Origin of the sequence: Mangrovibacter plantisponsor, assembly GCF_003182475.1 — a bacterium.
Classification (GTDB): domain Bacteria; phylum Pseudomonadota; class Gammaproteobacteria; order Enterobacterales; family Enterobacteriaceae; genus Mangrovibacter; species Mangrovibacter plantisponsor.
The window spans coordinates 49,950-74,937 of sequence record NZ_QGTS01000014.1 but is presented as its reverse complement, the minus strand read 5'-3'; the positions used below and the strand labels follow the sequence as shown (position 1 = coordinate 74,937).

Annotated in this window: 27 protein-coding genes and 1 pseudogene; 4 read left to right on the top strand and 24 right to left on the bottom strand. The window is 36.5% G+C overall.

The features are described from left to right. Positions 1 to 19: 19 nt before the first annotated feature. The 12 genes from DES37_RS20130 to DES37_RS20075 form a co-directional block, all read right to left on the bottom strand. Positions 20 to 2,218 carry a hypothetical protein gene (locus tag DES37_RS20130; RefSeq protein WP_110027544.1) on the bottom strand — a complete coding sequence of 733 codons (2,199 nt, stop codon included), beginning with the start codon at positions 2,216 to 2,218 and terminating at the stop codon, positions 20 to 22. Then, the gene (locus DES37_RS20125; RefSeq protein ID WP_110027542.1) at positions 2,218 to 2,502 is read right to left on the bottom strand and encodes a hypothetical protein; all 285 of its coding nucleotides are present in this window, start codon (positions 2,500 to 2,502) and stop codon (positions 2,218 to 2,220) included. The genes DES37_RS20130 and DES37_RS20125 overlap by 1 nt, the downstream gene beginning before the upstream one ends. Positions 2,503 to 2,537: 35 nt before the next feature. Next, positions 2,538 to 2,837 (bottom strand): hypothetical protein, encoded by a 300-nt coding sequence (locus DES37_RS20120; RefSeq protein WP_110027540.1) that lies wholly within the window; start codon positions 2,835 to 2,837, stop codon positions 2,538 to 2,540. Position 2,838: 1 nt separating this feature from the next. Continuing rightward, complete coding sequence (locus tag DES37_RS20115; protein WP_110027538.1) at positions 2,839 to 3,297, bottom strand: phage tail tube protein; 459 nt, start codon at positions 3,295 to 3,297, stop codon at positions 2,839 to 2,841. A 64-nt stretch (positions 3,298 to 3,361) separates the two neighbouring features. Beyond that, positions 3,362 to 6,385 (bottom strand): tail fiber domain-containing protein, encoded by a 3,024-nt coding sequence (locus DES37_RS20110; protein WP_110027536.1) that lies wholly within the window; start codon positions 6,383 to 6,385, stop codon positions 3,362 to 3,364. 4 nt (positions 6,386 to 6,389) lie between these two features. Then, positions 6,390 to 6,767: a hypothetical protein gene (locus DES37_RS20105; RefSeq protein ID WP_110027535.1), complete on the bottom strand. Its 378-nt coding sequence runs from the start codon at positions 6,765 to 6,767 to the stop codon at positions 6,390 to 6,392. A gap of 2 nt (positions 6,768 to 6,769) precedes the next feature. Then, positions 6,770 to 7,054, bottom strand: coding sequence for a hypothetical protein (locus tag DES37_RS20100; RefSeq protein ID WP_110027533.1), 285 nt, complete (start codon positions 7,052 to 7,054; stop codon positions 6,770 to 6,772). Between the two features lie 5 nt (positions 7,055 to 7,059). Next, positions 7,060 to 8,835, bottom strand: coding sequence for a phage major capsid family protein (locus DES37_RS20095; RefSeq protein WP_170123799.1), 1,776 nt, complete (start codon positions 8,833 to 8,835; stop codon positions 7,060 to 7,062). Next, the gene (locus tag DES37_RS20090) at positions 8,780 to 10,225 is read right to left on the bottom strand and encodes a phage portal protein (RefSeq protein WP_110027529.1); all 1,446 of its coding nucleotides are present in this window, start codon (positions 10,223 to 10,225) and stop codon (positions 8,780 to 8,782) included. Before DES37_RS20090 ends, DES37_RS20095 begins: the two co-directional genes overlap by 56 nt. Further along, positions 10,225 to 10,695 carry a hypothetical protein gene (locus tag DES37_RS20085; RefSeq protein WP_110027528.1) on the bottom strand — a complete coding sequence of 157 codons (471 nt, stop codon included), beginning with the start codon at positions 10,693 to 10,695 and terminating at the stop codon, positions 10,225 to 10,227. The genes DES37_RS20090 and DES37_RS20085 overlap by 1 nt, the downstream gene beginning before the upstream one ends. A gap of 5 nt (positions 10,696 to 10,700) precedes the next feature. Continuing rightward, positions 10,701 to 12,482 (bottom strand): terminase gpA endonuclease subunit, encoded by a 1,782-nt coding sequence (locus DES37_RS20080; RefSeq protein WP_170123798.1) that lies wholly within the window; start codon positions 12,480 to 12,482, stop codon positions 10,701 to 10,703. Then, positions 12,469 to 12,999, bottom strand: coding sequence for a hypothetical protein (locus DES37_RS20075; protein ID WP_110027524.1), 531 nt, complete (start codon positions 12,997 to 12,999; stop codon positions 12,469 to 12,471). The genes DES37_RS20080 and DES37_RS20075 overlap by 14 nt, the downstream gene beginning before the upstream one ends. 61 nt (positions 13,000 to 13,060) lie before the next feature. Between DES37_RS20075 and DES37_RS20070 the strand changes: the two genes are divergently transcribed. Continuing rightward, positions 13,061 to 13,618 (top strand): hypothetical protein, encoded by a 558-nt coding sequence (locus DES37_RS20070; RefSeq protein ID WP_110027523.1) that lies wholly within the window; start codon positions 13,061 to 13,063, stop codon positions 13,616 to 13,618. A gap of 265 nt (positions 13,619 to 13,883) precedes the next feature. Here the strand turns inward: DES37_RS20070 and DES37_RS20065 are convergent, their stop codons facing one another. Continuing rightward, a complete protein-coding gene (locus DES37_RS20065) occupies positions 13,884 to 14,117 on the bottom strand; it encodes a hypothetical protein (protein WP_110027521.1) in 234 nt (77 codons plus the stop codon). 211 nt (positions 14,118 to 14,328) lie between these two features. On the opposite strand from DES37_RS20065, the gene DES37_RS20060 reads away from it, so the two are divergent. Together DES37_RS20060 and DES37_RS20055 are read left to right on the top strand one after the other, a co-directional pair. Continuing rightward, positions 14,329 to 15,072: a hypothetical protein gene (locus DES37_RS20060; protein WP_110027519.1), complete on the top strand. Its 744-nt coding sequence runs from the start codon at positions 14,329 to 14,331 to the stop codon at positions 15,070 to 15,072. A gap of 69 nt (positions 15,073 to 15,141) precedes the next feature. Beyond that, positions 15,142 to 15,879: a hypothetical protein gene (locus DES37_RS20055; RefSeq protein WP_110027517.1), complete on the top strand. Its 738-nt coding sequence runs from the start codon at positions 15,142 to 15,144 to the stop codon at positions 15,877 to 15,879. Positions 15,880 to 16,250: 371 nt separating this feature from the next. Here DES37_RS20055 and DES37_RS20050 read toward each other — a convergent pair whose 3' ends face one another. From DES37_RS20050 to DES37_RS20025, 7 genes are all read right to left on the bottom strand, one after another. Then, positions 16,251 to 17,039: a DUF4225 domain-containing protein gene (locus tag DES37_RS20050; protein ID WP_110027516.1), complete on the bottom strand. Its 789-nt coding sequence runs from the start codon at positions 17,037 to 17,039 to the stop codon at positions 16,251 to 16,253. 262 nt (positions 17,040 to 17,301) lie between these two features. Then, positions 17,302 to 17,769, bottom strand: a complete 468-nt coding sequence (locus DES37_RS20045; RefSeq protein WP_110027514.1) for a hypothetical protein — start codon at positions 17,767 to 17,769, stop codon at positions 17,302 to 17,304. A 614-nt stretch (positions 17,770 to 18,383) separates the two neighbouring features. Then, a complete protein-coding gene (locus DES37_RS20040) occupies positions 18,384 to 18,851 on the bottom strand; it encodes a hypothetical protein (protein WP_110027513.1) in 468 nt (155 codons plus the stop codon). A gap of 394 nt (positions 18,852 to 19,245) precedes the next feature. Then, positions 19,246 to 19,395 (bottom strand): hypothetical protein, encoded by a 150-nt coding sequence (locus DES37_RS25680; protein WP_170123797.1) that lies wholly within the window; start codon positions 19,393 to 19,395, stop codon positions 19,246 to 19,248. A 385-nt stretch (positions 19,396 to 19,780) separates the two neighbouring features. Further along, positions 19,781 to 20,125: a hypothetical protein gene (locus DES37_RS20030; protein ID WP_110027510.1), complete on the bottom strand. Its 345-nt coding sequence runs from the start codon at positions 20,123 to 20,125 to the stop codon at positions 19,781 to 19,783. A gap of 313 nt (positions 20,126 to 20,438) precedes the next feature. Beyond that, positions 20,439 to 20,561, bottom strand: coding sequence for a hypothetical protein (locus DES37_RS26075; protein WP_281271492.1), 123 nt, complete (start codon positions 20,559 to 20,561; stop codon positions 20,439 to 20,441). 185 nt (positions 20,562 to 20,746) lie between these two features. Next, entirely contained in the window at positions 20,747 to 22,639 is a 1,893-nt protein-coding gene (locus tag DES37_RS20025; RefSeq protein WP_110027508.1) for a recombinase family protein, read from the bottom strand. Positions 22,640 to 22,687: 48 nt separating this feature from the next. Here DES37_RS20025 and DES37_RS20020 point away from each other — a divergent pair. After that, positions 22,688 to 23,299: pseudogene (locus DES37_RS20020) on the top strand (pyridoxal phosphatase); the annotation flags it as partial. 186 nt (positions 23,300 to 23,485) lie between these two features. On the opposite strand, the gene DES37_RS20015 reads toward DES37_RS20020, so the two are convergent. Genes DES37_RS20015 through DES37_RS20000 form a run of 4 tightly spaced genes read right to left on the bottom strand, consistent with a single transcriptional unit; the run spans position 23,486 to position 24,866 of the window. Next, on the bottom strand, positions 23,486 to 23,806 hold the full coding sequence (locus DES37_RS20015; protein ID WP_110027504.1) for a hypothetical protein: 321 nt from the start codon (positions 23,804 to 23,806) through the stop codon (positions 23,486 to 23,488). Further along, a complete protein-coding gene (locus tag DES37_RS20010) occupies positions 23,803 to 24,153 on the bottom strand; it encodes a hypothetical protein (protein ID WP_110027503.1) in 351 nt (116 codons plus the stop codon). The genes DES37_RS20015 and DES37_RS20010 overlap by 4 nt, the downstream gene beginning before the upstream one ends. Before the next feature lie 26 nt (positions 24,154 to 24,179). After that, positions 24,180 to 24,500, bottom strand: a complete 321-nt coding sequence (locus DES37_RS20005) for a hypothetical protein (protein ID WP_110027501.1) — start codon at positions 24,498 to 24,500, stop codon at positions 24,180 to 24,182. Between the two features lie 30 nt (positions 24,501 to 24,530). Next, positions 24,531 to 24,866, bottom strand: a complete 336-nt coding sequence (locus DES37_RS20000) for a hypothetical protein (protein WP_110027499.1) — start codon at positions 24,864 to 24,866, stop codon at positions 24,531 to 24,533. Between the last annotated feature and the right edge of the window lie 122 nt (positions 24,867 to 24,988).

Here is a 24,988-nt window from a genome sequence, read left to right as displayed (position 1 = left end):
TAGCCCCTTTTATTATGTGTTATGTATTTCGTTGTTGTGATTGTCTTACTGCCTGATTAACATTGTTTGCGTGTTTCTTTAGCATTGCCTGGAATTGTGCATCATCTTTTGAAGAACCACCCTGTACAACTAGAGGGGCGTTTATCACTGTTTGTTGTGTTGGTTGAGTACTTGCATTCTGGTTTTTATCTAGGTAATTATCCAACTTCTTAGCTTGTGGATTTGATAGAACACGTTCACCTTTCGCAAGGTTCCATGTACCCTCATTTGGAATACTGTCTATACCGTCGTGTGCCTGTCCCTGAATGTTAGTACCTTTGATAGTACTTATAATTCCAGCACCTAAAGACAATACCTGTGCATACATAGCAATGTTTGCCGGGAATGGTGTAGCCAACGCCTCGGACAAGGCTTGTTGAATCTTGATAATACTGGTTGCTACGGCAACACCCTTACTTAACGCAAAGAAAGCCTGTGCTGCACCGGATGATTCACCGAATGCACCCGCCATCATGGTAGCCATATCACTGGTTGCTGTACTAATCATACCCATTTGGGCAATCTGTGTTTGGCTTTCTAGTTCTAATGTCTTACGTTGGTATGCACTTTCATAAGCTGATTTCTTCTGATTGTACTGTTCAACACTGATTAGTTTTTTACGGTTCAGATCTTCAAGTAATCCAAGTTCATTAGTATATGAATCCTTCAAAGTACTTTGCTGTTCTTTGATACTGTCTGCATATTCCTGGCTGAATGGGTTATCACTATTGTTAACACCAGTTGCTGATGAAACACGGTCTGACTGATCTTTAAGTACCTTCTGTGTTTGTTTTGGATTTAATCTGTTCCCGATAGCATCAAGATTAGCTTTTAGCTTCTCTGGATCACTTTCTGAAACCATCTGGTCAACCATTTCACTGAAAGCACGAGAACGTGACTTGTATTGTGCTTCTAAGTACTTAGTAGTGTCTGCTTCACTTAGGCCAAGTGTTTTAGCACTTTCACGGATCTTGCGTTCCATTTCATTTTGCTGGTAATCGAACTTAGCAAGCTGTGCGGCAACGGCTGTATCACCCATGTTTCCAAGTACAGCGTTAAGTTGTTGTTGTGCTTGAATGCGTTTCTGTTCTGCTGCCTTGGCTGCGGCTGCTGCTTTATCAGCGGCTGCTTTGGCCTTTGCTGCTTCTGCATCTTTATCTACAAAGCCACCACTTGGTGTTACTGTTGCTGCTTGTGTTGGTAAGGTATTAACTGTAGGTGTGTTCTTATTGGTTAAGTTTTTATCAGATTTATCAATAATCCCTTGTGATATACTGTCTAATGAAAAACCAGAAAAGAAAGACGTTACTTTCTGTAGTGCATTTAATTTTGAATATACTGTGTCAAAAGTACTTAAATCTGGTTTTTGCTCAAATGCTGAAAATAAATCATTAGTTGCTTTGATTAATGGGTTAAAACCTTCAGCCTGAAGTTGTTTAAGATTGGTTTCTAAAGTTGCCATATTCTTATCAAATTCTTGATAGGCTGCTGCACTGTCATTCGTTATATTTGCTGTTTGACTTTGTACATAATTCAATGCTTCATTGGCATCTTTAAACTGTTGAAGTACTGGTATCAATGCAGAAACATCACTACCTTGTGATTCAAGAAAGTTAACGATTTCAGAACGTGTTTTACCTAGCTTCTGTAACTCGTAATAACTTTGGATAATATTTCTAAGTCCACCATCTACCAAGTTAAGGTTTTTGGCATAGTTGTTAAGGTTTAAACCTAATTCCTTAGCATCATCAGAAATACCCCCGCCATTACGATACGCATCACCCCATTTATCTAATGCATCCTTGTTAGCGTTTGCAATTTGATCAATATTTAACCCACTTGTATAAAACGCCTTATCCATTTTCTGTAGTTCTTCTACAGACATACCAGAAAGTTTGCTTAGATCATTTAATGTCTTTACATATTCATTACTACTTGCAACTAAACTAGCGATAGCAACTGCTGATGATGCAGCGGCAGTTGCCATACCACCAATACCAGTAGTAAGCATTGTTAATCTGCCAGTAATACCACTAATACCATTACCAAAAGTTTGAAATATACCACCGGAATTCCTTCCGAATTGTTGTAATGCATTTGAACCCTGATTTAATGCCTGTACTAATCCCTGTGAATTACCAGTGATATTGAATACTAATTGTTGATTTGGTTGTGCCATTACTTACCACCCATAAATTTCTTGAAAGCTTCTATTTCGCTTTTCTTCTTATCTTTTTGTTTTTCTTCTTTTGATTTAAGAATGTTGTAAAAATCCCAATCTTCATAACTTGCATTTTTAAAAGCACTTTCACTAACATTACCGGATGATTTCAGAATCAAATCACACAATACGGCAAAGCGTAATTGTTGAATATGTGCCGAAGTAGGTTCAATGAATGTATCAAATACATATAAGGCATCGAATAGATCAGGTTCATCTGGTATTTCTCCCGATCTAATCATCTGCCTTAAACAAAAGCGTACATGGTTATTGCTTCTTACTTTTTTTCAATATGTTCTTCAATTGTGTTTTCAATATCGAACATTTCATTGATGAATGCAATAATCTGTTCATTCATCTGTGATAAGTACTTTGAATCTATTAAATCCAAGTCTTTTTCTTCAAATACGAGTACTGCATTTTCATCACATATGCAGTACAGAATATTAGATACTGCATCTTGGCATTTCTGCATGTTTTGAAGTGTAGGTAGACGAATGAAAAGATCCATATCTACATCAAGCTGTACTTTACGTGTTTCAGGTTTAAGTGCTTTTAATAGTTCTTGCTTATTCATATTATGCACCCGCTGTAATCACGGCTGTAGCTACTGCACCACCATCAATACCAAGTGTGAAATCTTTTGTGATTACCTGATCTTTATCACCTGCAATTGTACTTTTACTAACAAAGCAGTTATAGGTAACACTGAAACCTTCTGTTTTAGTTGCATCAGTAAAATAAGATAATTTAACCTGAATACGTGATTGGTTTTCTGCTGCGGTTTCTAATTGTTGATGTACTGCATCATCTGGAAGATAGTTTACAGTTAGTGTAATGTCGGGAACATTTTTAGTACCCAATAGTTTACGGTCATATGCTGAGTTGAAAGATTTAACAGTAATGACGGTACTTTCCGCACCACTTGTTGTAAAACTTGCAACTTCAGGTACTTCTACAAAATCAGTTGCTTCGGTTGAACCTGCTGTACCAATCTGTACTTGAATGTTAGCACCAGAGAAAATATCCATTGCCATATTTAATTCCTTTTTATAATTTGGCGGTACTTCCTGTACCGCACTGTGTTTATACTAATATTATTTATTGTTCCGTTGGATACTCACCAGGGAATTTGCTTTCTAAGAATGATTCAATTGCATCTAATTTTGCTTTCATAGCAAGACGCTCATCATTTAATTGAACTACGCCGCGATATACATAACCAAGTATTGCGTTATAATCTAAACTTAGGTATTCGATATCATCTAATTTCGTAACAAAATCTGGAAATACTTCCTGTACTTCTTGTGCAATTAGACCGGCTGAGGCTGCACCACTGTTTTTATAATTGAATGTATATGTTTTCAACTGTGATAATAAACTTAATGCATCATCGATCTCTACTATATTTTCTTTTGCATTGCGATCGGATGTTAATGCAGTAGTATTTGCATATACAGCATTACGTGCATAAAAGTTACCAAGACGTGTATTAATAAATGCTGCACATTGCCCAGCAACTACACCATTAGAGGGACTAGTATAACTTGATAAAAATCCAATACCATACCAACTAGCAAGGTTAATATTACAAGTACTAGTAAAACTTGCCGAATCTGCACCTGCATAAATCATTCTTGCCGAATCACCTGCACCAGTTGGGGCTGTTGTACTTCCATCACCTGTAATTGTTAATATAGAACCAGTGTTAGTTTGTATTGTTCCGCCATAAATCTGTAATGTACCTTTACCACTTGCTGAAGAACTACCACCTGATGATATAATTCTACAATCATAATCATATCCATTACCTGATGAATGAAAATCTATATATGGTGTATAAACCTGACTTGCGATCCCAATTTCTAAACTTTGGTTAAATTGATTTGATGTAGTCCATACATTAGCTTTATTCAATAAGGGTATTTCTGATGAAGTTTGTGTAGTGCTCGTACCACGAGAATCAATTACAACAAGTTCAGGTACTATGTCACCATCTATTGTGGTTTTAGCACGTATTTTTACTGCTGAATAATCAGCACCACCAACCTGATACTTACTGATTAAATCACCACCATATACAACTGTTCCTGTACTTGGTGCTGTAGTATCAGCGTTAATAACATTAAAGTTTGTACCTACTGCTGAGAAAGAACCTTTAACACGTATAACCCAAATACCAATAGCAGCATTCATACGAATTTCTGTCGTATTGTCACGTCCATATACTGCACTGGAACGTGACGCATCAATACCGATACGACTTGGGAATGCTCCCCCAGTCCCAGACTTAGTTAATGAAAATAAGTTCCAATATTGTGCTCTCGTGGTATCTGGATAAAAAGCACCTGTTTGTCCATTTTGTTCATATAGACCTGCATCTTCTGCAACTTGTCTTATTACACCTGTAATATTAGGTGCGGCGTTTTGTTGCATCTGACCTACTGTGTAAGTACCAGAACCATCACCACGTAATACAGGGGCTACATAAGAACCACTGTACGCCCCGTTTAGGTCTGGCATACGGAAAGTAGTAGAACCATCACCTGTAGAGTATTTTGCTCTTTCAGTTGCTGAACCAGTCCATGTAGCATCAGTAGTTGAACTTAGTAATCCGTTACTGATAGCACTCCACACATCAGGATAATCAGCACGGTTTAAAAGCTGTCCATCTGCTGGCAAACAACCTGACCACATAGTTGCACGAGTACCCACAAACCAGCTTACAGCACCGATCTGATTGTTCATTACTCCGTTAAGACTTGGGCCACCTGAACCACCTGCTGAAATTGCTGATTGTAATTGACGTAATGTAACAGCGTCATAATCACTTTGTGCATCAGCACCTAATTCAAGACTTCCACTTAAAGCGGTTAAATCTGTAATATCGCTGTTAATACCTAATTGTGCATATTTGGCATCACTTTCAGTACTTGATAGTACTTCTAAGTTAGTTCTGGCTTCTGTTGCATCTATATCAGACAGATTGTTTGCTATTGCTACATAGGTACTGTCTGTTTCTTCTTTTGAATACACATCAAGATTAGTTCTTGCTGTTGCAGTATCATTTAAATCGGAGAGATTACTTGCTATTTTAAGTTGTGCATCATCTGTTACTGTGGATAGTCCTACATCTGATTTACTTAGTACAATATCAGTATTTAAATCATGCCCATTAATAGTTAATGTTTTTGTTACATATGAATTATCGGTTTCTGTCTTACTGTATACATTTAAATTAGCTCTTGCTGTTGATACAGAATCCAAGTCAGATAAGTTACTCGCTATTTTAAGTTGTGGATCATCTGTTACTGTGGATAGTCCTACATCTGATTTACTTAGTACAATATCAGTACTTAAATCATATCCATTCACTTTGCGTGTCATCGGTGTGAATGTAGCATTAATTTCTGATTGCTCTGGGATCTTCGTCCAGTCTGTATCACTATTCTGTACATAAAGGTGTGGTGTACCCTGTGCATTACCTGCAAGTTTCAGAGTATCAGTACCATCAACCCATGCAGTACCGTACATATCAACACCAAGGGGATTCTGTTCCTGTAGTGCTGGTACTTTGATAAGGCTGTTTCCGCTTGGTGTAGAACTCTCGTAATGAGGTACTGTTAAACCGTCTGCACCGATACCAAAATCACCCCATGAAAGATTAGGCTGGTCTTGTGCTGTACCCCTGCTTACTACATCTTCTGCTGTGAATGTGTATGTACGGTCAAACACTGCATTCTGATCACTTGAATCTGAATAGGCAGTACAATACCCACCGAGAATAATGTAGTGTTGATCAAGGGATTCATCAGATTCATATAGACTAATTTTAATTTGAAATTTTTCACCATCACTGAACCTATCTAGTAAGTACTGATGTGATAAATTATCTGGTACATAGTGAACAACGATAGATACAGTATTGATATTCAAACTTCCAGATATGATCTGTGTGTATTCGTCCTGATAGGTTTCAATACTGGTATTGTCGCTGCTGATTGTTACTTGTGGAAACGACGCCAAGAGATCAATTTCTACATATCCAACACTGTTTACTGTCGTATTACCTGCATCTGGATTGTAAAAAATCTTTGTTCTGTTCCCTAAAAATATTCCTGACATATAATCACGTCCTTGTTATGTAATTTATTTGTACTGTTAACATGATTGTATTTATGCCACTAACTGGATCTATATCTTCAGTACTGCTAATAATACTGTTACTCGATACATTCAAACCTTCAATCACGAATGGTTGATTTACAATATTCACAACCTGATTCATTATAGTAAGGCAATCCGTAGCAGATTTAGATGTACATGAAATATCCATTTGACATTGTGCATTCTGAATCTTGCTAAAGTTATCCTGTCGTTGTTCTGTAATGTTAGTAATTAATAATGCATAACTTCCATCTTCTTGTTGTTTTAGTGGTTCACGTATAACCAGACCACCAGAAGAAAGGAGACCATAAACATGATTTTTTATTGTTATTATATTCATGCTTAGATCTCCCGATAATAGACATTCACGATTCCTGATAAATCGTCGGATATGTCATAGATTTGATAGTTTTTATAGTTATATGTGAAAGTATCTTCTAGGTTTACAATACCTTGTTTAGTACTGAAATACATTTGTTCTGTTTGAATTAAACCATCTGCACCATCGATTACAATTTGTTCTTGTTCAAATATTACTGTTATATCAGTACTACCATTTATACTTATTGTTTCACCAAAATAATCAAGAAGAGCAGTTACTTGTTGTTCGGTAAATGCTCTACTCATATTAATTACGCCGTGATAGTAATAGTATGGAATGCTTCTGGACGTGTTACTTTAAAGTCGATAGTTGACCAAGTACGAACATACATACCTTTTTTAGCACGAGCGGTTGTAGTATCAGAATCTAATTCTAAATCACCCCATGAAGCGATTACGATATTAGAGAAATCACCCATTACAACAACACCATCAGCTACTAAAGTACTTACTACTACTGGAGTAGAACCAGCCAATACCATGTTATCACCAGTACCTTCAAGCAAGAACTTAGCGTTGGTGTTACCTTTAACAACTACCTTACGGCATAGTGCAGCCATTGCAGGTGACATAACAGCAACAATATTTGCTTCAGAGACATTGTTAGTACCAAGAGTTGCTAAACCATCAATAACGGTATCATAATCAACCGCTGTTACATCAGTATTAGAACCAGCTTCAGCAACTACTTCAGCCATTACTAATTTTTCTAATTTATTTGCTGAACCTTTTAGAATTGCATCACTTACAAAACGTTCTGCCGCTGATGCAGATTTTTGCATGATATGAGTTAGATATACAGAACCTGTGAAATCACGAGGTACTAAGTCAATAGAACCAAATGATGGATCAGCTTCTACACCTGCACTATCTTCATTCACAAAACCGAATGAATCAGTAAAATCACCACCCAAGTAAGGGATACTTAAAGTACCGTTACCTTCCAAGCCAGAAATAACCATTAGGTTAAATTTAGCTAAGATTGAATTTGCACGTAGTACATCTACGTAACTATCATATTTAATAGTTTCTTGAATAAGAGATGCACCAGTTGTTGAACTAACTGCACGTAATGCTGATGCAGGTACGATCGCACCACGTTCACCCATTTCTGATTGAATCTCTGTTCCGTCAACGAAACTACGAATTAATTGTTTTAAAGAAAATTCCATTTTATTATCTTCCTTGATATTGTTATTAATATTTGTTAATTGACGTTTGAAATCTGCAACACTAATTCCTTTAGTAATTGCTTCTGTTACATCAACTTTTAAAACGCGAGCCATTCCCTCAAGTTCAGCAATACGTTCTTGTTCTTCTGTTTTATTTATCATTTCAGAATCTGGTTCTGATCCAGCTTCCTGTTCGGTTTCAGTACTTTCAGATTCAGTACTATCCTGTTCTTGCTCTGGTTCCTGTTCAGTATCAGTACTTTCAGATTCTGATTCAGCTTGTGCTTCTTCTTGTGGTTCGTCTGTTTGTCCCTGAAGCATTTCAAGTAATTCAGGACGGTTTAATATTTCTGCATATAGTTCTTCGTCTGAAACATCTATAGAACGGCCTACACCTACTAGATCATCTGCTGGTACTGAAACCATACTGATCTCATAAGGCATCCAGCTTGTTACTAATAGGTCTTGTCCTTCGATTCTGAAATCTAAAATTTCATACCCTACTGATACTTTTGTTAGTACTTTCTCCATTACCATACGGTACTTTTCATCAGCTTTTTCAGTACATGAAAAGCGAACCAATGCACGACCTACTTTGTCTTGATCAATACTGGCAATCTCGACAACACCAATTTGATGATCAAGATTGTGATTGAATAGAAGTGCTGCGGAGTTGTTTAGACGTGTTAAATCACAATTACCTTGCCCGTGTAGTAATATTTCATTATATTCTTGCCCGTTGATAATTCTTGTAACTGGCGATTCAGAACTAAATGAAAGCATTACAGTACGAGTATCATCAGGTTGTACTGTTGTTATGCTCATCTCCCTGGTTTGGGTTTTGTTGAATTCCATTTTCTTCATTTTCCTTTTTAATTTCTGAGAATACCTTCTCTGGCTCTCCTCCCATATCTAGTATTATTTGAGTTTTTGACATAACACCCATTTCCAAATACGTTTGTCTTTCCTGTGCATCACGTTGTGGATCAATACTAATATGTTTAACTGGTATATATCTTGCCTGTGATAAGTTTGTATATTCACTGAATTGTAGTTTCATTGTATTTATCGTCATCATGTAATTAGAAAGCCAACGTTGATATAATGGTTTAAGTACTTTTGTTATCATGACGTTTGAACGTGTTTTAAAAGTACTTTGCTGTAACTTGTCAGATAGTTTACTTGCACTAAATGAGGCATTACTTGTATCCATAGTTAGATTCTGTTTAGATATATTCAATCCCATAGCTACCTGTGTCATTAATTCACTAATGAATGTATCAATTTGGTCTACACCACTATTAGGATTAATTGTTTTAACATCCTGACCCGGATTCAATTCAAATATTGCACCTGGTTCGTAATATTCACTGTATGTTGCAGTACTGGTATTCTCATCAATCATCATACTGTCAGTATTGGTATTCGTTATGAAACCCATACTTGACGCTGAAATCTTCTTCTGAATTAACGCGGCTTCAATGAAAGTACTCAGATCTTTTAGATTCTCTGCAACACATAACAAATCAGGTATACCCCGTTCTTGCCCTGCAAAATCTGGAATATAGTAGTGAATGATTTCATCTGCTGGAATACGTTCATAAGTACTGTAATCTACGAGATAGGTTACAGGGTTATAACGGCATACATAATAAGCAAGTGGTTTACCGTACTGATCGAATTCAATACTATTACTGATGAATGAACCGCCTGGTAATAGACCAACCTTTGCTGAACTTAATCTTGCTGCGTCAATGATTTCTACTTTCATATCCTTATGAATACGGATAAAACATTCACCATCTACCGCTCTGGTCTTTTCAACCAATTGCTGAAACAAATCAATAGTAAGTTGTCCGTTAATACTGAATTGTTCTGGATCTTCCGCCCATGTATAGAAAAGCTGTTCTAATGCATTCCCTAAATCTGGATTTACTGAAATTGGTGTAGGTCTGATTGTGATACCATCAGCCCCTGTTACACCATCGGCACACTGAACTACATAGCGTTTCGCTACTGGATTGTTAACGGCTAATTCGCGTGATTTATTCCTTGCTGGTGTGAGTACATAACGTAATACCTGATTGATGTTAGTACTTGATACACCACCAATACCCAAATCGATAATAGGACGGCGTATTGCATCTATTTCACGTTTCAATTGTCCAGTAATCTTCTGTACTTGTAATTTTCTTGCATGTGGCTGTTCTGGTGGTTGTGGTTTCTTCCTGAAAAAATTAAACATCAGTTGCGTCCTTTCTTCATAATAGTAATTGATTTAAAAATCCCTGATGAATTCTTTTTCTGTAATCTATTTATTCTTTCAACGAATAGTGCTCTTAATTTATACAACGAATCAATGCTGTCATTAACAATTGTTTTGTTATTGATAGTAATTTGTGTAGTTGCATTCTTAGCACGATTTTCAATTATTGAATCTATTTCTTTAACCATCGTTTTTGCATAAGATAGTTCATCGGCGGATTTCATTGGATCAATTACTGTAATGTTATTTATAGTAATAGTACCGTTATTGTTTAATACATATGCATACGTCCCTTCTGTCCAAGTACTGGTATCAATTGATTGTGTGGTTTGTATATCTGATGTATTGGAGTACTCATATAGTGTTTGGGTACTGTTCCCTATCTTCAGAGTACTGGAAGCTGGGATAGCTTCAATGATAGTTTCCCCAATATATATTGTTTCCTTCATTTTTATTATTTCTTCCCTAACCAGTTACTTTTTCGTCTTGTTGTTGTTCGAGACTCTGGCTTATTCTCATTGTATTTATCATTTGTTTGATTAGATTTATATATTCGTAAATCTTTGAAACCAACACGACTAAGACAATAGTTCATAGCGATCAATGCATAATTCAGACAGTCCAGTGTTTCATTACGTTTAATTCCTTTCTTTATTATCCAGCGTAATGAATCACCTTTCCTTTTAAGTTCTTCACTGGTTAACTGATCAAAATAGTCATCTGGAAGGGTACTGGAAAAGTGCAATTGTAATGGTAGCTGGTCTGCTTCTTCCGATAGTGCTCCATTAAGTAGGCGGCGTACTGTTGTCTTTCCTTCATTAACGTTGAGAACTACCAGATTGTGTCCACCAGTACGGGATTCTTTGAACAAATCACTGGTGGTACTGCTTGAACCTTTGATTGCCCTGAACAGTTTCTTACCTGCACAAAAGCGGTATATGGTGTTACTCGCGTTCCCGTTACTGCTATCTACAAAGGCACAAAGTACTTTTATTTTTCGTCCACTGACTGTACGGAAATCTGCGTTTACATAGGCGTCAAGTTCCTGATAGGCCTTTGCCGTGTACTTGGTACAGTCCGGGCTGAAGAATGAGCGATGATCCACAACCCAAACATGATTTTCAGACCATGCAAGCGTTGTACACTCAAGGCGGTCTAACTGCTGGTCTATACCCATTGTGATTGCTAATGCTTCATCGGGTATGCTCTTAACATCGAATTCTTCGCGTAGGTTTTCCAGTAACAGAGAATCAATTTCCTGATTCATCTGGTCATCGTAGGGTAAGCCTAAATCATTGTTATAGAATGATTGTAGGTTGAATTCGTAGTGTGCAACGGCAAATGACTGTACCAAAGTCTTAATAGTGATAATCGGGCTGTAAAGGCGGGATATATGAAACCCGGCAACGTCTTTAACTTCTGGATTAGTCGCGATCCATCGCCCATGTTTTACTATCCTTGCACGTTCTGCCTCTGTTATCTCATGTTCACAACATGGGCAAACTAACCTGGCTGTATCTTCATCAGGTATTGCTCGCTTGCCACCATTGATTTGCTTAAATTCAAACCTGACATTTTCCCATTCAAGCGTATGTTCCTGCTGGCAATGAGGACACGTTACAAAGTACTTTCTCTGGTCTGATAACTGGTACTCAGTACAGATCAAATCATCTGGAAGCTTTGGAGTACTGGCACACATAACCAAGCCGTCTGTAAAGGTGGCGGCACGTTGTTCTGCAAGTCTTAAGGGATTACCTTCATCACCTTCTTCAACGTTACTGATTTCATCAAGAAACAGACGTTTGATTGTCTTACCACGTAAAGTACTTGCGGCGTTTAGGTTCAACCAGTACAAAAAGGTTCCGTCTACAAGTTGTGTCTGATCGGCGTTGTTGGCGAATGATTTATTATTCTTGTCTGTTACTAATCTATTGAGTACCGGGCTACGTTGTACAACGTTATCAAATTTACCTGTTTTCATTAGCTTTACTTCCTTTCCAGTACTGGAAGCGAAAGCCATATTTGCCGAATCGTTAGCCATGAAATACATTGCTGCGTTTAACATGACTGTTGTTTTTAATAATTGTGCTGAACTTTGTAATACTACTTTCCGTATTTTTGGATTTGTTATTATGTCTAATGGTTCTTTCTGGAATTCGAATAGGCGTACAAACTGCCCTGCCATTGGCCCATCTGGAAAAGTAACATTATTCTGTACCCAATCACTGGGTTTCATCTTCCTTGGTGGTAATATCATCTTGATCGACTTCTTCAAGATTGATTGTAATTTCTTCCTGTTCATCTAATTCTTCCGTGAATTCGTATTCCTGATTTCCTATTTCGTTTAGTACTTCATCAATAATATTTTGTAGTAGTACTTTTAGTTCTAATGCATCCTGGCATTCAAACAATTCTAAGTAGTACTTCTGTGGTATTGAGCGTAGATAGTTCTTCATCTGGCTGAAGTACTCTGATAGTGACTGTTCCAGATAGGATAGTTCGATTAAATTACCAAGCCTCTGTTCAAGTTCTATCTCTGCGGTGGCTGCCTCTGCTGACATCTTCTTAAGGCGTTCCTGCTGTATTCGTTCCTGTACGTTACCATCACGCAATGGTTTTAATATGTTCTCTACAATCCATTCACATGCATTTTCTTCTGTATCTACTGGCATACTGCGTACATCACGCCATGAACGCACCGTAGATTCATCGTAACCATATTTTTTCGCTAATTGACTGATATTAAATTTCATGATTGATTTCCTTATCATTTGAGAGTATTTATCTGTTTATGAAATCAATCAGGATAAGAGAATGCCTAACTACAAAAAAGATGGGACAGATATTAAAAATTTAATATCAGATTTTATGAGTGTAAGTCATATAAAATCCAAACTAGGTTTTATAAAGAATAAAGAAATTTCCGATTGGGAAAAGTGGTTGCAGCTAGAATTACAGTACTATATCGACAGTACAGAAAAATATGAAGTTGAACGTGAAGTAAATGCTCTGCCAGATAAAAGAAAATTAAAAGGTCGTTCACATATATTCATAGACATTATATTTAGAAAATTTGGCACTGCAATTGGTCAATTTTATTTTGTAGAACTTAAAACTAATCCATACATGAGTAGCTTATACAGTTTGATGTGTGAAGATTACAATAAATTAAGGGGGGTGTTATCTTGTGAATATAACCAGAGGTCTTCTTGGTTTGTTGGTTTCTACACCATAACAGATCAACCTAATAGACCAGAAGTATACAATATGATTAAACAAGATGCATGGGAGTACTTTTTCAATGATGAATTCCAGGTAGGTAAAAATAATAAAATAGGAGTACTGATTCTGGGGCATCCGGTTCGGGAGTGATTAAAAATCACAAATATATTTTAAAGGCCGAGCTGCGAAACCTCGCGATCTTCGTCTAAAATCCGAGAACCTACGCGATCTTACTGAATTTTGCTTAAATGGCATTCATTATTATTTATAATGATATTTTATCAGTACGCTTCATTTTCTTTTACAGATATCAATAAATGATCATGAAGTGGTTAGTGTGCACCTTACTAATCTACTCTTCTATATAAATGGATCTCTAAGGTGCACTGTAAAATAACAAATACACTATGAATGGTTACTCTTTCAGATAACCTTCCATCTCATTTATTTTAAACTTACAGTGGGTGATTTTATTCATTACGTCATTATATAAATCATCTATTTCATTTTTAAAAGCTTCATTATTTTTATAATCATCAGTATCGATATAGCTATCTAATTTTACCCTTTCATTTTCAAAAAAAGCTTTCTTTTCTGTATAGAAATCTCTTAAACATTCTGCTCCATTCTGATTAAGTTTCATGCTCATAGTACACTCCTATAAAAAATAATTAATCACATATACTGTTAGTATAAACAGTTAGGTATAGCACAAGATTTTAGATATCTGCCAGTATCATGTAACTTAATTCTACCCGAAACTATAGATGATATTGATTACTATTCGCAAAAATCACAACTTGTCCGACTTTGCTTATAGAGTACAATACTCCTTATCACTGTTCTCTGGGGCGTTTTGAATGTTTAAGACCTACATCAAAAGTCTGTACATCGATATCAAGGAAGTAACTGAAAGCTTTGGCGTAGTAAAATCAATATTGGCTACGGCTGTCTCATTAGTTGCGTACTATTCTGCATTCAACTTGGTTGAATATATAAAACCATATCAAGTAGAAATAACATCAGCTATTATTGTTCTTCTATTCTTTTTTTCTAGCTACAGGACATGGAAAAAAACATATGAAAAGTTACAAGAAAAACAACAAAAAAAAGTGGTCATTGAAAGCGAAAGTGTAAAATTACAAGCAGGCGTTACAAACCAAGCTGTACAGATTAGAATATTACATTTCAAATTTACATTTAACATACAGAACCATAAAAAACATTCAATTTCGATTAATTCTATAGATTTAAGTAACCTACTATCTTTATTAAAGACAATGCAGGATTCGATAAGCTACCATACGCAATTCAATAATCTATTTCCGTTAGAAATACGTCCAGAAAGCACAGGTCAGTTTACTATAAATTTTTCCTACACGTTCAAAACTTGTGGTTTCAATGAGCAAATCCTTTTTTTAGAAAAGTTATCTTCTATATCATACAAGATACCTGTAGAGATATATTCAGTTGATGGCAAAGAGTATGTAAACTCTTGTATTTCAATTGACTTGATTCAATTTTTAAATGGTTTCGATGCTCAATACTATCATTTTGATAGAAAAATAATCACTGATTGTTTATCTAGATTGTCATCCTCCTAATAGTTGCTTTACCCCATCCAGTCACAAGCCACCATACAGACCAGATAAGGTAAAGCAGGGAGAGTATACATGAAAGTAAACAGGATTCTAATCGGATTAATCATTGTACTATTATTGATGGCTGTTATAACCTTTGCTAATGTACTACTGAATCAATATGCAGGACATGTTATGGAATTGGGTAGTGTTAGTGATTGGTTAAGTTCTCTATCAACATTCGGTACTTTGATTGTTGCTGGTATGGCTTATAAGAAAGCACCCGAATGGATAAGTCAGAAACGCTATGATATTGTTCATAGTATTATTGATGATCTTATATATACCAGCATGGTAGACCTTGCCAATAAAGATTTTCATTTAATGGTTAAACTCACACATTTCACCAGTGATCTACAGAGTTGTCTTAATGAGGATAGAACAGCATTGAATTCACTAGATGAAAATTTTCACTATTTTGAAACAAGATTTTTTGAATTTACCAATCTATCATATTCAATTGTGGGAAAGTTTAATTCCGTAAAAAGATATAATTATTCACTAAACACAGCTTCAGAGGATATCCAAGCTAAAATAAACTCAAGAAATGATTGGTATAGACAATACTATACTGATATCTATGAATTGAAAACTGAAGTACCTATGTATATTCACGCAGACCAAGATTCTAAAAAGCCGTTAGTTAAAAAATTAACTAATATTAAAAAACAACTTATGGATAACGATTTTAACTTATATAGCCAAGTAAATGAATTAATCAAAAGTAATAATCCTATTGATGATTTTATTATTAAAAATAATAAGAATTGATCATTGTGATAGTGTCCAGCCTCTTCAGTTAAGTGCAAGTACTGGACATTGTGATTATTTGAATTTTGTGGGTATAGCTATGCCGTATGCCAGAAAAAAGAAAAAAGCACCATTATATATGGATCTATAGGTAAGTGTATCTAAATATACTCCAAATACGGTATCTGTAAATTCACCACCAAATCTGGCTATACATACATGTACACCAGCAATAAATGATACAAACAAAGCATAACATACACATACAGTTAGGTTAGCATAACGATGTACCAAGAGCTTACCAATATATAGTATTATGCCAACAATAATTGACACAGTATAATACAGTACTGGAGGCCATATTGAATCTGTTATTATAATATCATTATAGGTCATTTGGTTTTCTCTTTCGCTTCTTCTAATATTTGATTTTGTCTTATTTGATACATTTGATATCCTGTAGCACTTGTACCTATTCCGTCAACCAACATATTAGGTACTGTTACGGTTTTCCATCCACGAATATAATCAGATCGTATATGTCTGAACAATGACCAAGATTTTTCTCTAGACAACATCATCAGTTTTGTGTAACTGCTTGTTGTTAGACCAATATCTACCGTCCCATAAATCAAATCAGCAGTATTATTGGAACCACCAAATTTACTCACTATATATCTGTAAGCATCCCTAACAGTACCGGAAGTACTTTCCTGGAATAAAAGGTAATAGCCATTCTCATAGAAGTTATTAAGGCCTTGAATTATGTTTGGTGAACCATACCCGGCACAGGCTGTTCCAAGACTTTCAGTACAGATACCTATACCGCCCATCACTTGGGCGGCGGCGGCTACAAAACCAATTCTTGCTAGTCTGATATTTGTATTTCGTTGATCTTCTACCTTCTCAATGATCGCATACATTTGTATTTGCTGAGTCAGCAACATGGTTTCTTGCTTCTTCAAGTACTCAATGTTGCGATCAATTTCAGCGATACCGTACCGCCAGGACATACAGTTGGTTTTGATATCTCGTTTCAGACTTTCGATGAATACTTGCTGTTCATATACGAAATCTTCTGAAGTACTGAACATGTAGCGGCTTGCCAGTTGACGGGCATAGTTTTCGAGTTCTTTGGCCTTGCGTTCAAAATCGCCCTGATCCGGGTTATGTAGTGGCATGTGTGTAACCTCCCTTTTATGCCATTAAACCACTGAGAGGCAATCAGTCAATAGGATTAGTACTAATATAGTGAATACGGTATGACTATCAGAAGTCAATAATGAAGAAATCACAATAAATATCACGCAAACACGCCTACGATATAAAGTGATAGTCTACAATATGAATTGTATTTATATTCCCTAAATGATGCGTAAAGTACCTGACATGTTATTTAACATATTTTTTTAGTACCTCACCGTCGTAACAACGCACTCCAAACTATACATTTTTAGCAAATTTTTCGACAAGGCCATATGAATTAGGTATTTTATGTTCCTTCCCTTCTATGTCCAGTATTGTAATATTCTCTAATTGATATACCTCACCTTCATCTTCTGTCATGATTAAGTCATGAAACGTAATAGTGAATATTTCCCTTTGTTTCTCCTTAATGACGACCCCTTCTTTTATATAGGAATATCCTCTCCTATCGCATTCGTAGTGACACAATATCCCTTCTAATACCGCATCACGTCTACCGACATTAAGAACAATCACTTCAATTTTATAAGCTTTATTACGTTCTGGTTCATATACAACTCTACCTTTAATTATGAGACGTGATCTATCATACCACGCTGTCCTACCAGAAAAGAACAAAGACGTACATGCAATTACAAATGATAGTACTGAAAAACCTATGGTTAATATATCTTTGTATTTTGTAGCTAGAGATAACAAATTCATTATTCCACCTAACTCCAGTAAAAATCACTTCCCCATTAAAAGCACAGTATGACTCATAGTTTGCTCTCAATTGGATATATTATTCCCTCTTTTCATATAGCTAAGTAATACAACTCAGTACTAACTCAGGGACAAGTCACTACTATAGTTAGTAGATTGATATAACTCAAGCAGGGCTTAAACAGCCCGGTACTCGACAAGGAGCAACGCGACGCGTAGTTACTCACGAAGACGGCAGACCAAATCATTTTGTTCAGAACGATTAAGTGACCGAGCAAAGCGAGAAACGAACGCGGCGTTCTTTGGAGTACTTCAGTGCGACAAAAACGCAAGTTATGATCTTATCATTGAGTTTTATAGAGACTGGCGAGCAAAGCGAGTCAGGCTCTCTGAGACTGAAAGATATGTAAGTCAATTGCCTTTAAAGTAAAAAGTGAAAGTTATATTATATTAAGTTACGGTTAATCTTAAAAAAGGTCAAAAACGCATAAATATGCATAAAAAGGCCATTTTATGCTTATATTGTGCTTTTTTATGCATAATTATGCATTAGCTAATCACTTCAAAAAATAATAACCGTATTTTTTACTACCTTGTTACGGTTATAGTTACGGTTATCGTATTGTCTGAAGATAGGCGATTATATCCATAGCTGATGCGTTTTCGTCCAACAAATTCTGTACTGTCTGCTTTTGTTCATCGTTCATCGGCTTTGCTGGAAGTACTTTCTTGAGTCCACACAACAGACCACCACCTTCAATAAAGTCTTCAAGTGCCTTAGCAACTGCGGTACAGGCTTTCTTGTACTTCTCAATAGATGACACGCTGTTGGGAAACTTCTTCGATTTGTCCGAGCGGTAGATTGTCAGATGGTGTAGTACCTGTTCTTTCGATAGCTCGTTAGCGTTGCGTATGATGTAGAACACATCATCAACTGGTAGTTTGTACTTACCAAGTGATGGACAGTTCTGTATAGCTTCATTAATAATAGTTTTGGCTTCAGGGGATAGGCCATTGTAGTTAGTACGTTTCAATGCCTCGTTCAGCTTTGTGTTGCCGTGGATTACTTCCTTTTTAGCCATGATTGCCGCCTGATAAATAGCTTTGTATATAGTTCATAAGTTTACGTCCTTAGTATTGATTGCCCGGTATGGCTCCAACATACCGGGCTTTTTGTTTATAGATATTGTGTATGAGTTTCTTCTGACGGTGGATACAGATAAGTTGGATTGTTCACACTAATTACCTTTCACTTTCTTATACCAGTCCTCGTACTCAGGTAACTCGTTCGCCTTTAACTTACTGAAAAATTTCTTATTACAGTTAACTTTGAGCACATTACAAATGCGAGAAAATGGTATGTTACTGCATAGAATATTTTCGTACTGATCAAAAGTTAAGTTGATAAAGTTTACTCTTTCTTTTTTTCTGACACTCTTGTTTAGACTTTTCCGGTTAGTTCTGATCTTCTTCATATCACGCCTCCTTAATCGCATATGAGTTGATCAGATATTGAATTGCCCCACTATTGCTCTTAGCCAATCCCTTATCGATAATACTTTGTAGGGTTTTCTCTTGTGTTTCATTGAGGCGTACACCAACACCTTTTGTTTTTTTGTCTTTCATGTGACCTTCCTTTGTTCACAAAATTATGATTTCCACGCACGAAAAAGTACCCCAATGTCACGAGGGGTATTTTTCATGGAGGAGATTATTGTGTTCTTACGCTGACCGGGTAAGTGCGGTTATGTTGATTATACCGTAAAGATATTATTTGTTCCAAAAACTTGCAGCGATTCTTTTAGGTACAGTGATTCGTATTAGTGCCAGTAGTGAATAATAACTTCGCTAATCATCTTCAATGTTAATGGTATCGACGCTACGATTAAAATCGTGTTCATATATTGATTCTCCTTTTAATCTATTTATTAATTATCGGAAAAACCTTCTCAATTAAAGCCGGTCAAATGATATGACCGCCACAAGTTTTGCACTTGCGTTTATAACTTTTTTACTTAGTGCTTACACCATTTGCGAAGGTAATAAAATCATTAAACTTACCATCAGGATCTTCAGGCATTAGTTCGCCATCAACATACGATGCCATAGTAACATCATCAGCAAGACGAAAGTAAAAACTATCATCTTCATGGTTATGTTGAACCGTACCTTTATCAGTAAAAAATAATGTTTGTAATACTTGTTGGTCTTCGAATGGAGATAATTGATCAGTATCCTCATTCTCTAATCCATCATGAATGGTATACGTCAGTTTACCGTCAACCCAAATTTCTTTATCTTGTTCCTCTTTGTCCATGTCATTGGAATAAAATTTATGTTCTTCAATAATTTTCATATTTAGTACCTATTTAATGTTTCGTTTAATCAAGCCATTTACTTGACGTTGAGTATTATAAACTCAGACTCAGATAATACAAAATCAGCACTTAAGTTAAATTAATTCAATATTTGACAGACTATATTTGTTTTGATATTTTTATACCCGAGTTAAACTTAACCCTTATCGGGTGCCAAATTGTAATATTCCGTATTGACTTTTCATAAATATTGTGATAGATAACCAATTAAATGTGGCTTTATTAATAGCCCTAACAAATTAAAAAATTTTCTATTTTTTTTGATATTTTTTCGATATTTTCTTCTTGTTTTCATCCCCACCCCCATAACACAATCATCAACAACAAAAACCACCAACCCATAAGAGCAAAACCAACCAGCCCAATACACAAAACAATTCCCATAACACAAATTTCCTGAATAATCCTTTTCATAAATCTTCCTTACTTAAAATTAACTATTCTATTTAGTTTATTATGCTGAAAACATGTGGAACAAACAAAAAGCCCCTGTAACGCTCTGTAGCAGGGGCTGAGTGTAGGCTGTGGGTATGGGTTAAGACTTGATTTAAATCGCCCCTGAGTGCTTCCTGTTAAGCCTGTATTGGGTATTGTGGTAATTAATTAGTGAATACAAAATTCATGTTGTCTCGCATCCAAATACCTACATCATCATTAGGATCTACAGCATCTACATAGTTCAGCAATAGCGACCAATCAATGATACTTAGTGGTTCCCCTTCTACGTTGATTAAATGAGGTGATGTACCACCTTCAACAGCGATGCAGAAGGATGGCGTAGAATAAGCTACAGTATCGCCAAAACGCTCTATAGCAACGCAAGAAACCAGTTCAGGCACTTTCTTCGCTTCAACAAATAGTACATGCTTAAGTACTTCCACCTTTTTATAATTGATTGTAATTACATAGTGCTTACCCGTTCGGTAAAGCTGAATACCATCTAATATCTTAGATAGTTCTGCTGCCATCCTTGAACGTACTTCAATGTTCTTAACATCGAATAGTACGGAAGGATCAACCGTTCTAAGGTAATCAGTATCTACTTGTACTTCAGTGAATGTACTTTGACGTACTTTGAGTTCTTTTAGTCTATCTTCCGATTCTTCAAGTTCTCCCCACACGGCAAACGGTATTTTTTTACCACTGTTACGATACCGTTCAATGTTTTGTTTATATTCTTCTATGTGTGCTTCTTCTTCTTCAATCTTTAAACGTACTAATTCAATTTCAGGATTATTTTCATTAGGCCGTAGAATTTTGGTAAAGTCCAAGTTCTTGATATGTTCGATAACAAATTTTTCAACTACTTCATACTGAAGTGCCTTGTTCTCACAAAGTGCATCACGTTCAGCTATACATCTGATGTATCTGTATTCCTCTGTAAACTTTCCCCTTTTCTTAGAATCCCGTTTAGTCACTACCACATTATGATACATTGCCTCACCACAACGTGCACAACGAAAAATCCCATTAAATATATTACTCTGTGTGATTTCCTTACCTGTATCTACTTCCAATTCGATTACATTACCGTCACGGTCTAAGTATGGTTTATTTGTATCTGGATCATAGAATTTCTTCAGGAATTTACCACCAGTTACTTTAACACCAGAGCGACGTGATTTTAGCAATTCCTGTACTAAATCGAATTCCTCTTTTGAAATAGCAATTGGGTATACATCCATTTCAGAGAGTTTCTGATCTACCGGGTTAAAAGTACTATTATAATCACGAATAATTTCACTAATAAAAATAGAGCCCGTTACCCTCTTATTACGTAGAAGTTTATGAATAGATTCACCACGCCATAGACGGCTAGATTCAAACAGCCATTCGCTACCTCTTTCATTAAGCATTTTCGCTATTGTTGGTGTACCAATACCAGTTTGATACAAACGGAATATTTCACGCACAACAGCTACTTTCTCGTTCAGTACATACCTATCATCTACTACATCTATCCATTGTGGACGCTTGTTAGTAACGATAGTACCTTGCTTAAATGCTTGGTCACGTCTACGTTTCCACCCATCACGTATACGATCACTCTTGAGTTTAGACTCTTCATAGGCACGTTGAGCCGACATCGTGACGAGCGGCAACATAGCACTATTTGAACGATTAATAAGCATATTCAATGAAACATCATGAATAGTAATATTGTGATTAACCAGTTCTGAAAGATACGCAACAACTGTGAATGGGTTTTGCCTACTAAAGCGATCAATGCTTTCCAGTACTAAATGTGAATCATCCCACATACCCCCACGTACTTGTTCCATCCATCGGCCTAACTCCCCTTCGGACATATTCAAACCTTTGAAAGCTGACACACCCTGATCGCTAATAATAATAGCTTCTGGATCATCCATTTCAGAAAGTAGATTAGTACGCTCTACATATGCGTTCAAGTTTTGTTCTTGACGCTCAATACCCGTTCCAGATCGTTGTTGTTCTGAGCTTACTCTATGATATATAAAGCATTTTTTCATTTTTCAGTTATCCAGAAAATGATAATAATTTTTGTATAACATATTATATATTTGTATGATTATCATGCAAAAAAAGTACTTTCATCCGACCCGCTCTCCCACCAGCAGGCTCATGCAGTGGTGAAGTTGCTGGCAAAACACCAGGTGCACGGGCTGATGTATGTCGACGACGCCATGTTGTATCAGCATGATGTTGGGCATGTTGAGCGTACCCGGAAATGGGCCAGCACATTACCTGAAGAACAACGCCCGGTATTTTTACATGTTGCCTCTTTGGAGCAGGAGGTAGACCAGTGTGAGTCCATATGGAAGTTCGCTCTGACAGATTACAATATTCCCCGCCTGCAACAATTTACCGCTGTGGTTGAACAGGAGCTGGGCCTTACCTGTGAGTGGTCCTGGCATGATCAGGTTGATGTTGCGCAGACCGGAAACAGTAAAGGGAAACGCCTGGCGCAGTGGGTGGAATCTCAGGGTTTAAGCATGGCAAACGTGGTAGCGTTCGGCGATAACTTTAACGATATCAGCATGCTGGCAAGTGCCGGTATGGGCGTAGCGATGGGGAATGCTACCGATGAAGTTAAACAGCACGCACGCCAGATTATCACTGACAATACACAACCCGGAATTGCAGATTTTATTACCCGTAGTCTGTTGTAATTAGCGTGTTGGTACACTTTTTTGTTGATAAAGCCACAGCCCGGTTTAAGAACCAGTTTATTCCGGGCTCCTGGCTACACCCGAAAAGTATGTGGAAATAAAGTAGCGGTATTTACAACAGCGGACTTTAAGCATGACTGTTGCCATAATCCGCAATAATTCCCTGCAACATACCGGAGACCATGATCATTTAAGCTTAGTTGGTAATGCAAGGGAATATATAATGGTAAAAATATATGTCCCATTGAATATTGACTCATATCCATATACATCTAAATCTATTCTTAGTATATCCTTGGCAAAATCCGCACCAAACCACATCAAACAAAATTGCACTGCTGTAATGGTAATAACAAAGAAGGCATAAAGCAGAAAGCCTGGCAAATTTGCACGGCGATGCACTATATATTTACCAATAAATAACAGCACACCAACGACAATGGAAATAATGTAGTATATTATTGGTGGCCATATTGAATTTTTTATTGCAATATCACTCCAGGTCATAGTACATTACTTGTGCTTGGGTGTGATTGTTTAAATCTAATTGGGGTTGCAAGAGCATACACTAAAGCAAACAGATATGAACCATAGAAAATTGAATCATATGAATATACATCTAAGTTTACTCTTAGTATATCTCTGGCAAAATCACCACCAAACCTGAAAAGTGCCAGTTGGCAACCACCACAAAAGATCACAACAAGGCCATAAAGCATAAAGACAGTAAAATTAGCACGACGATGCACATAGTACTTACCAACGAATAGCAAAATGCCAACAATGATTGACACAATATAATAAATTATGGGGGGCCATATTGAATTTGTGATTATAATTTCATTCCAGGCCATCGTACTTTCCTTGTGCTTAGGTATGATTATTTAAATCTTGTTGGCATAGCAAAAATGTATATTAGAAAAAAAATAAATGTGCCATTATATATTGAATCGCATCCATACACATCTAAGCTCACCCTTAATATATCTTTCGCAAAGTCTTCACCAAACCTATATAAACACATTTGCACCGAGGCGGCAGCACCCACAACTAACCCATAAAGAATGAATACAGTAAAATTAGCACGGCGATGTAGATAGTACTTCCCTACGTATAACAATACACCTACAACGATTGACACAATATAAAAAATCACGGGAGGCCATATCGAAGCTGTAATTACAATATCATTCCAGGTCATTGGACTTTCCTTACTCTCCAACATCTACAATTACTTGAACTTTGATGGAACTGCAAAAATATAGATAAGTGCAAATGCAATTGAGCCAAAGTGTATAGAATCATAAGCATATACATCTAAATGCACCCTGAGTACACCACTGGAAAACTCCGCACCAAATTTGAAAAGACAATAATGAAGCGCTGCAATGAATAGTACACAAAAAACGTAAATCAAAAAAACTGTAATATTGGCGTATTTTTCAACAAAGTGCCTGCCAATATATAACCCCCCACCGACAATGATTGACACAAAATAATAAATAACAGGCGGCCATATACTTAATGCCGGGCCACCAGTAGTAATATCAACACCCTGCCAGGTCATTACCTTTCCTTGTGTTTGAACGGGTACGGGAGATTATGCTACTGGTAAATAACCGATACAACCATTAACCAGTAGCATCAGCGCCAGCAATATCGTCCCCATCAGGCAGCACGGCTTTCAAC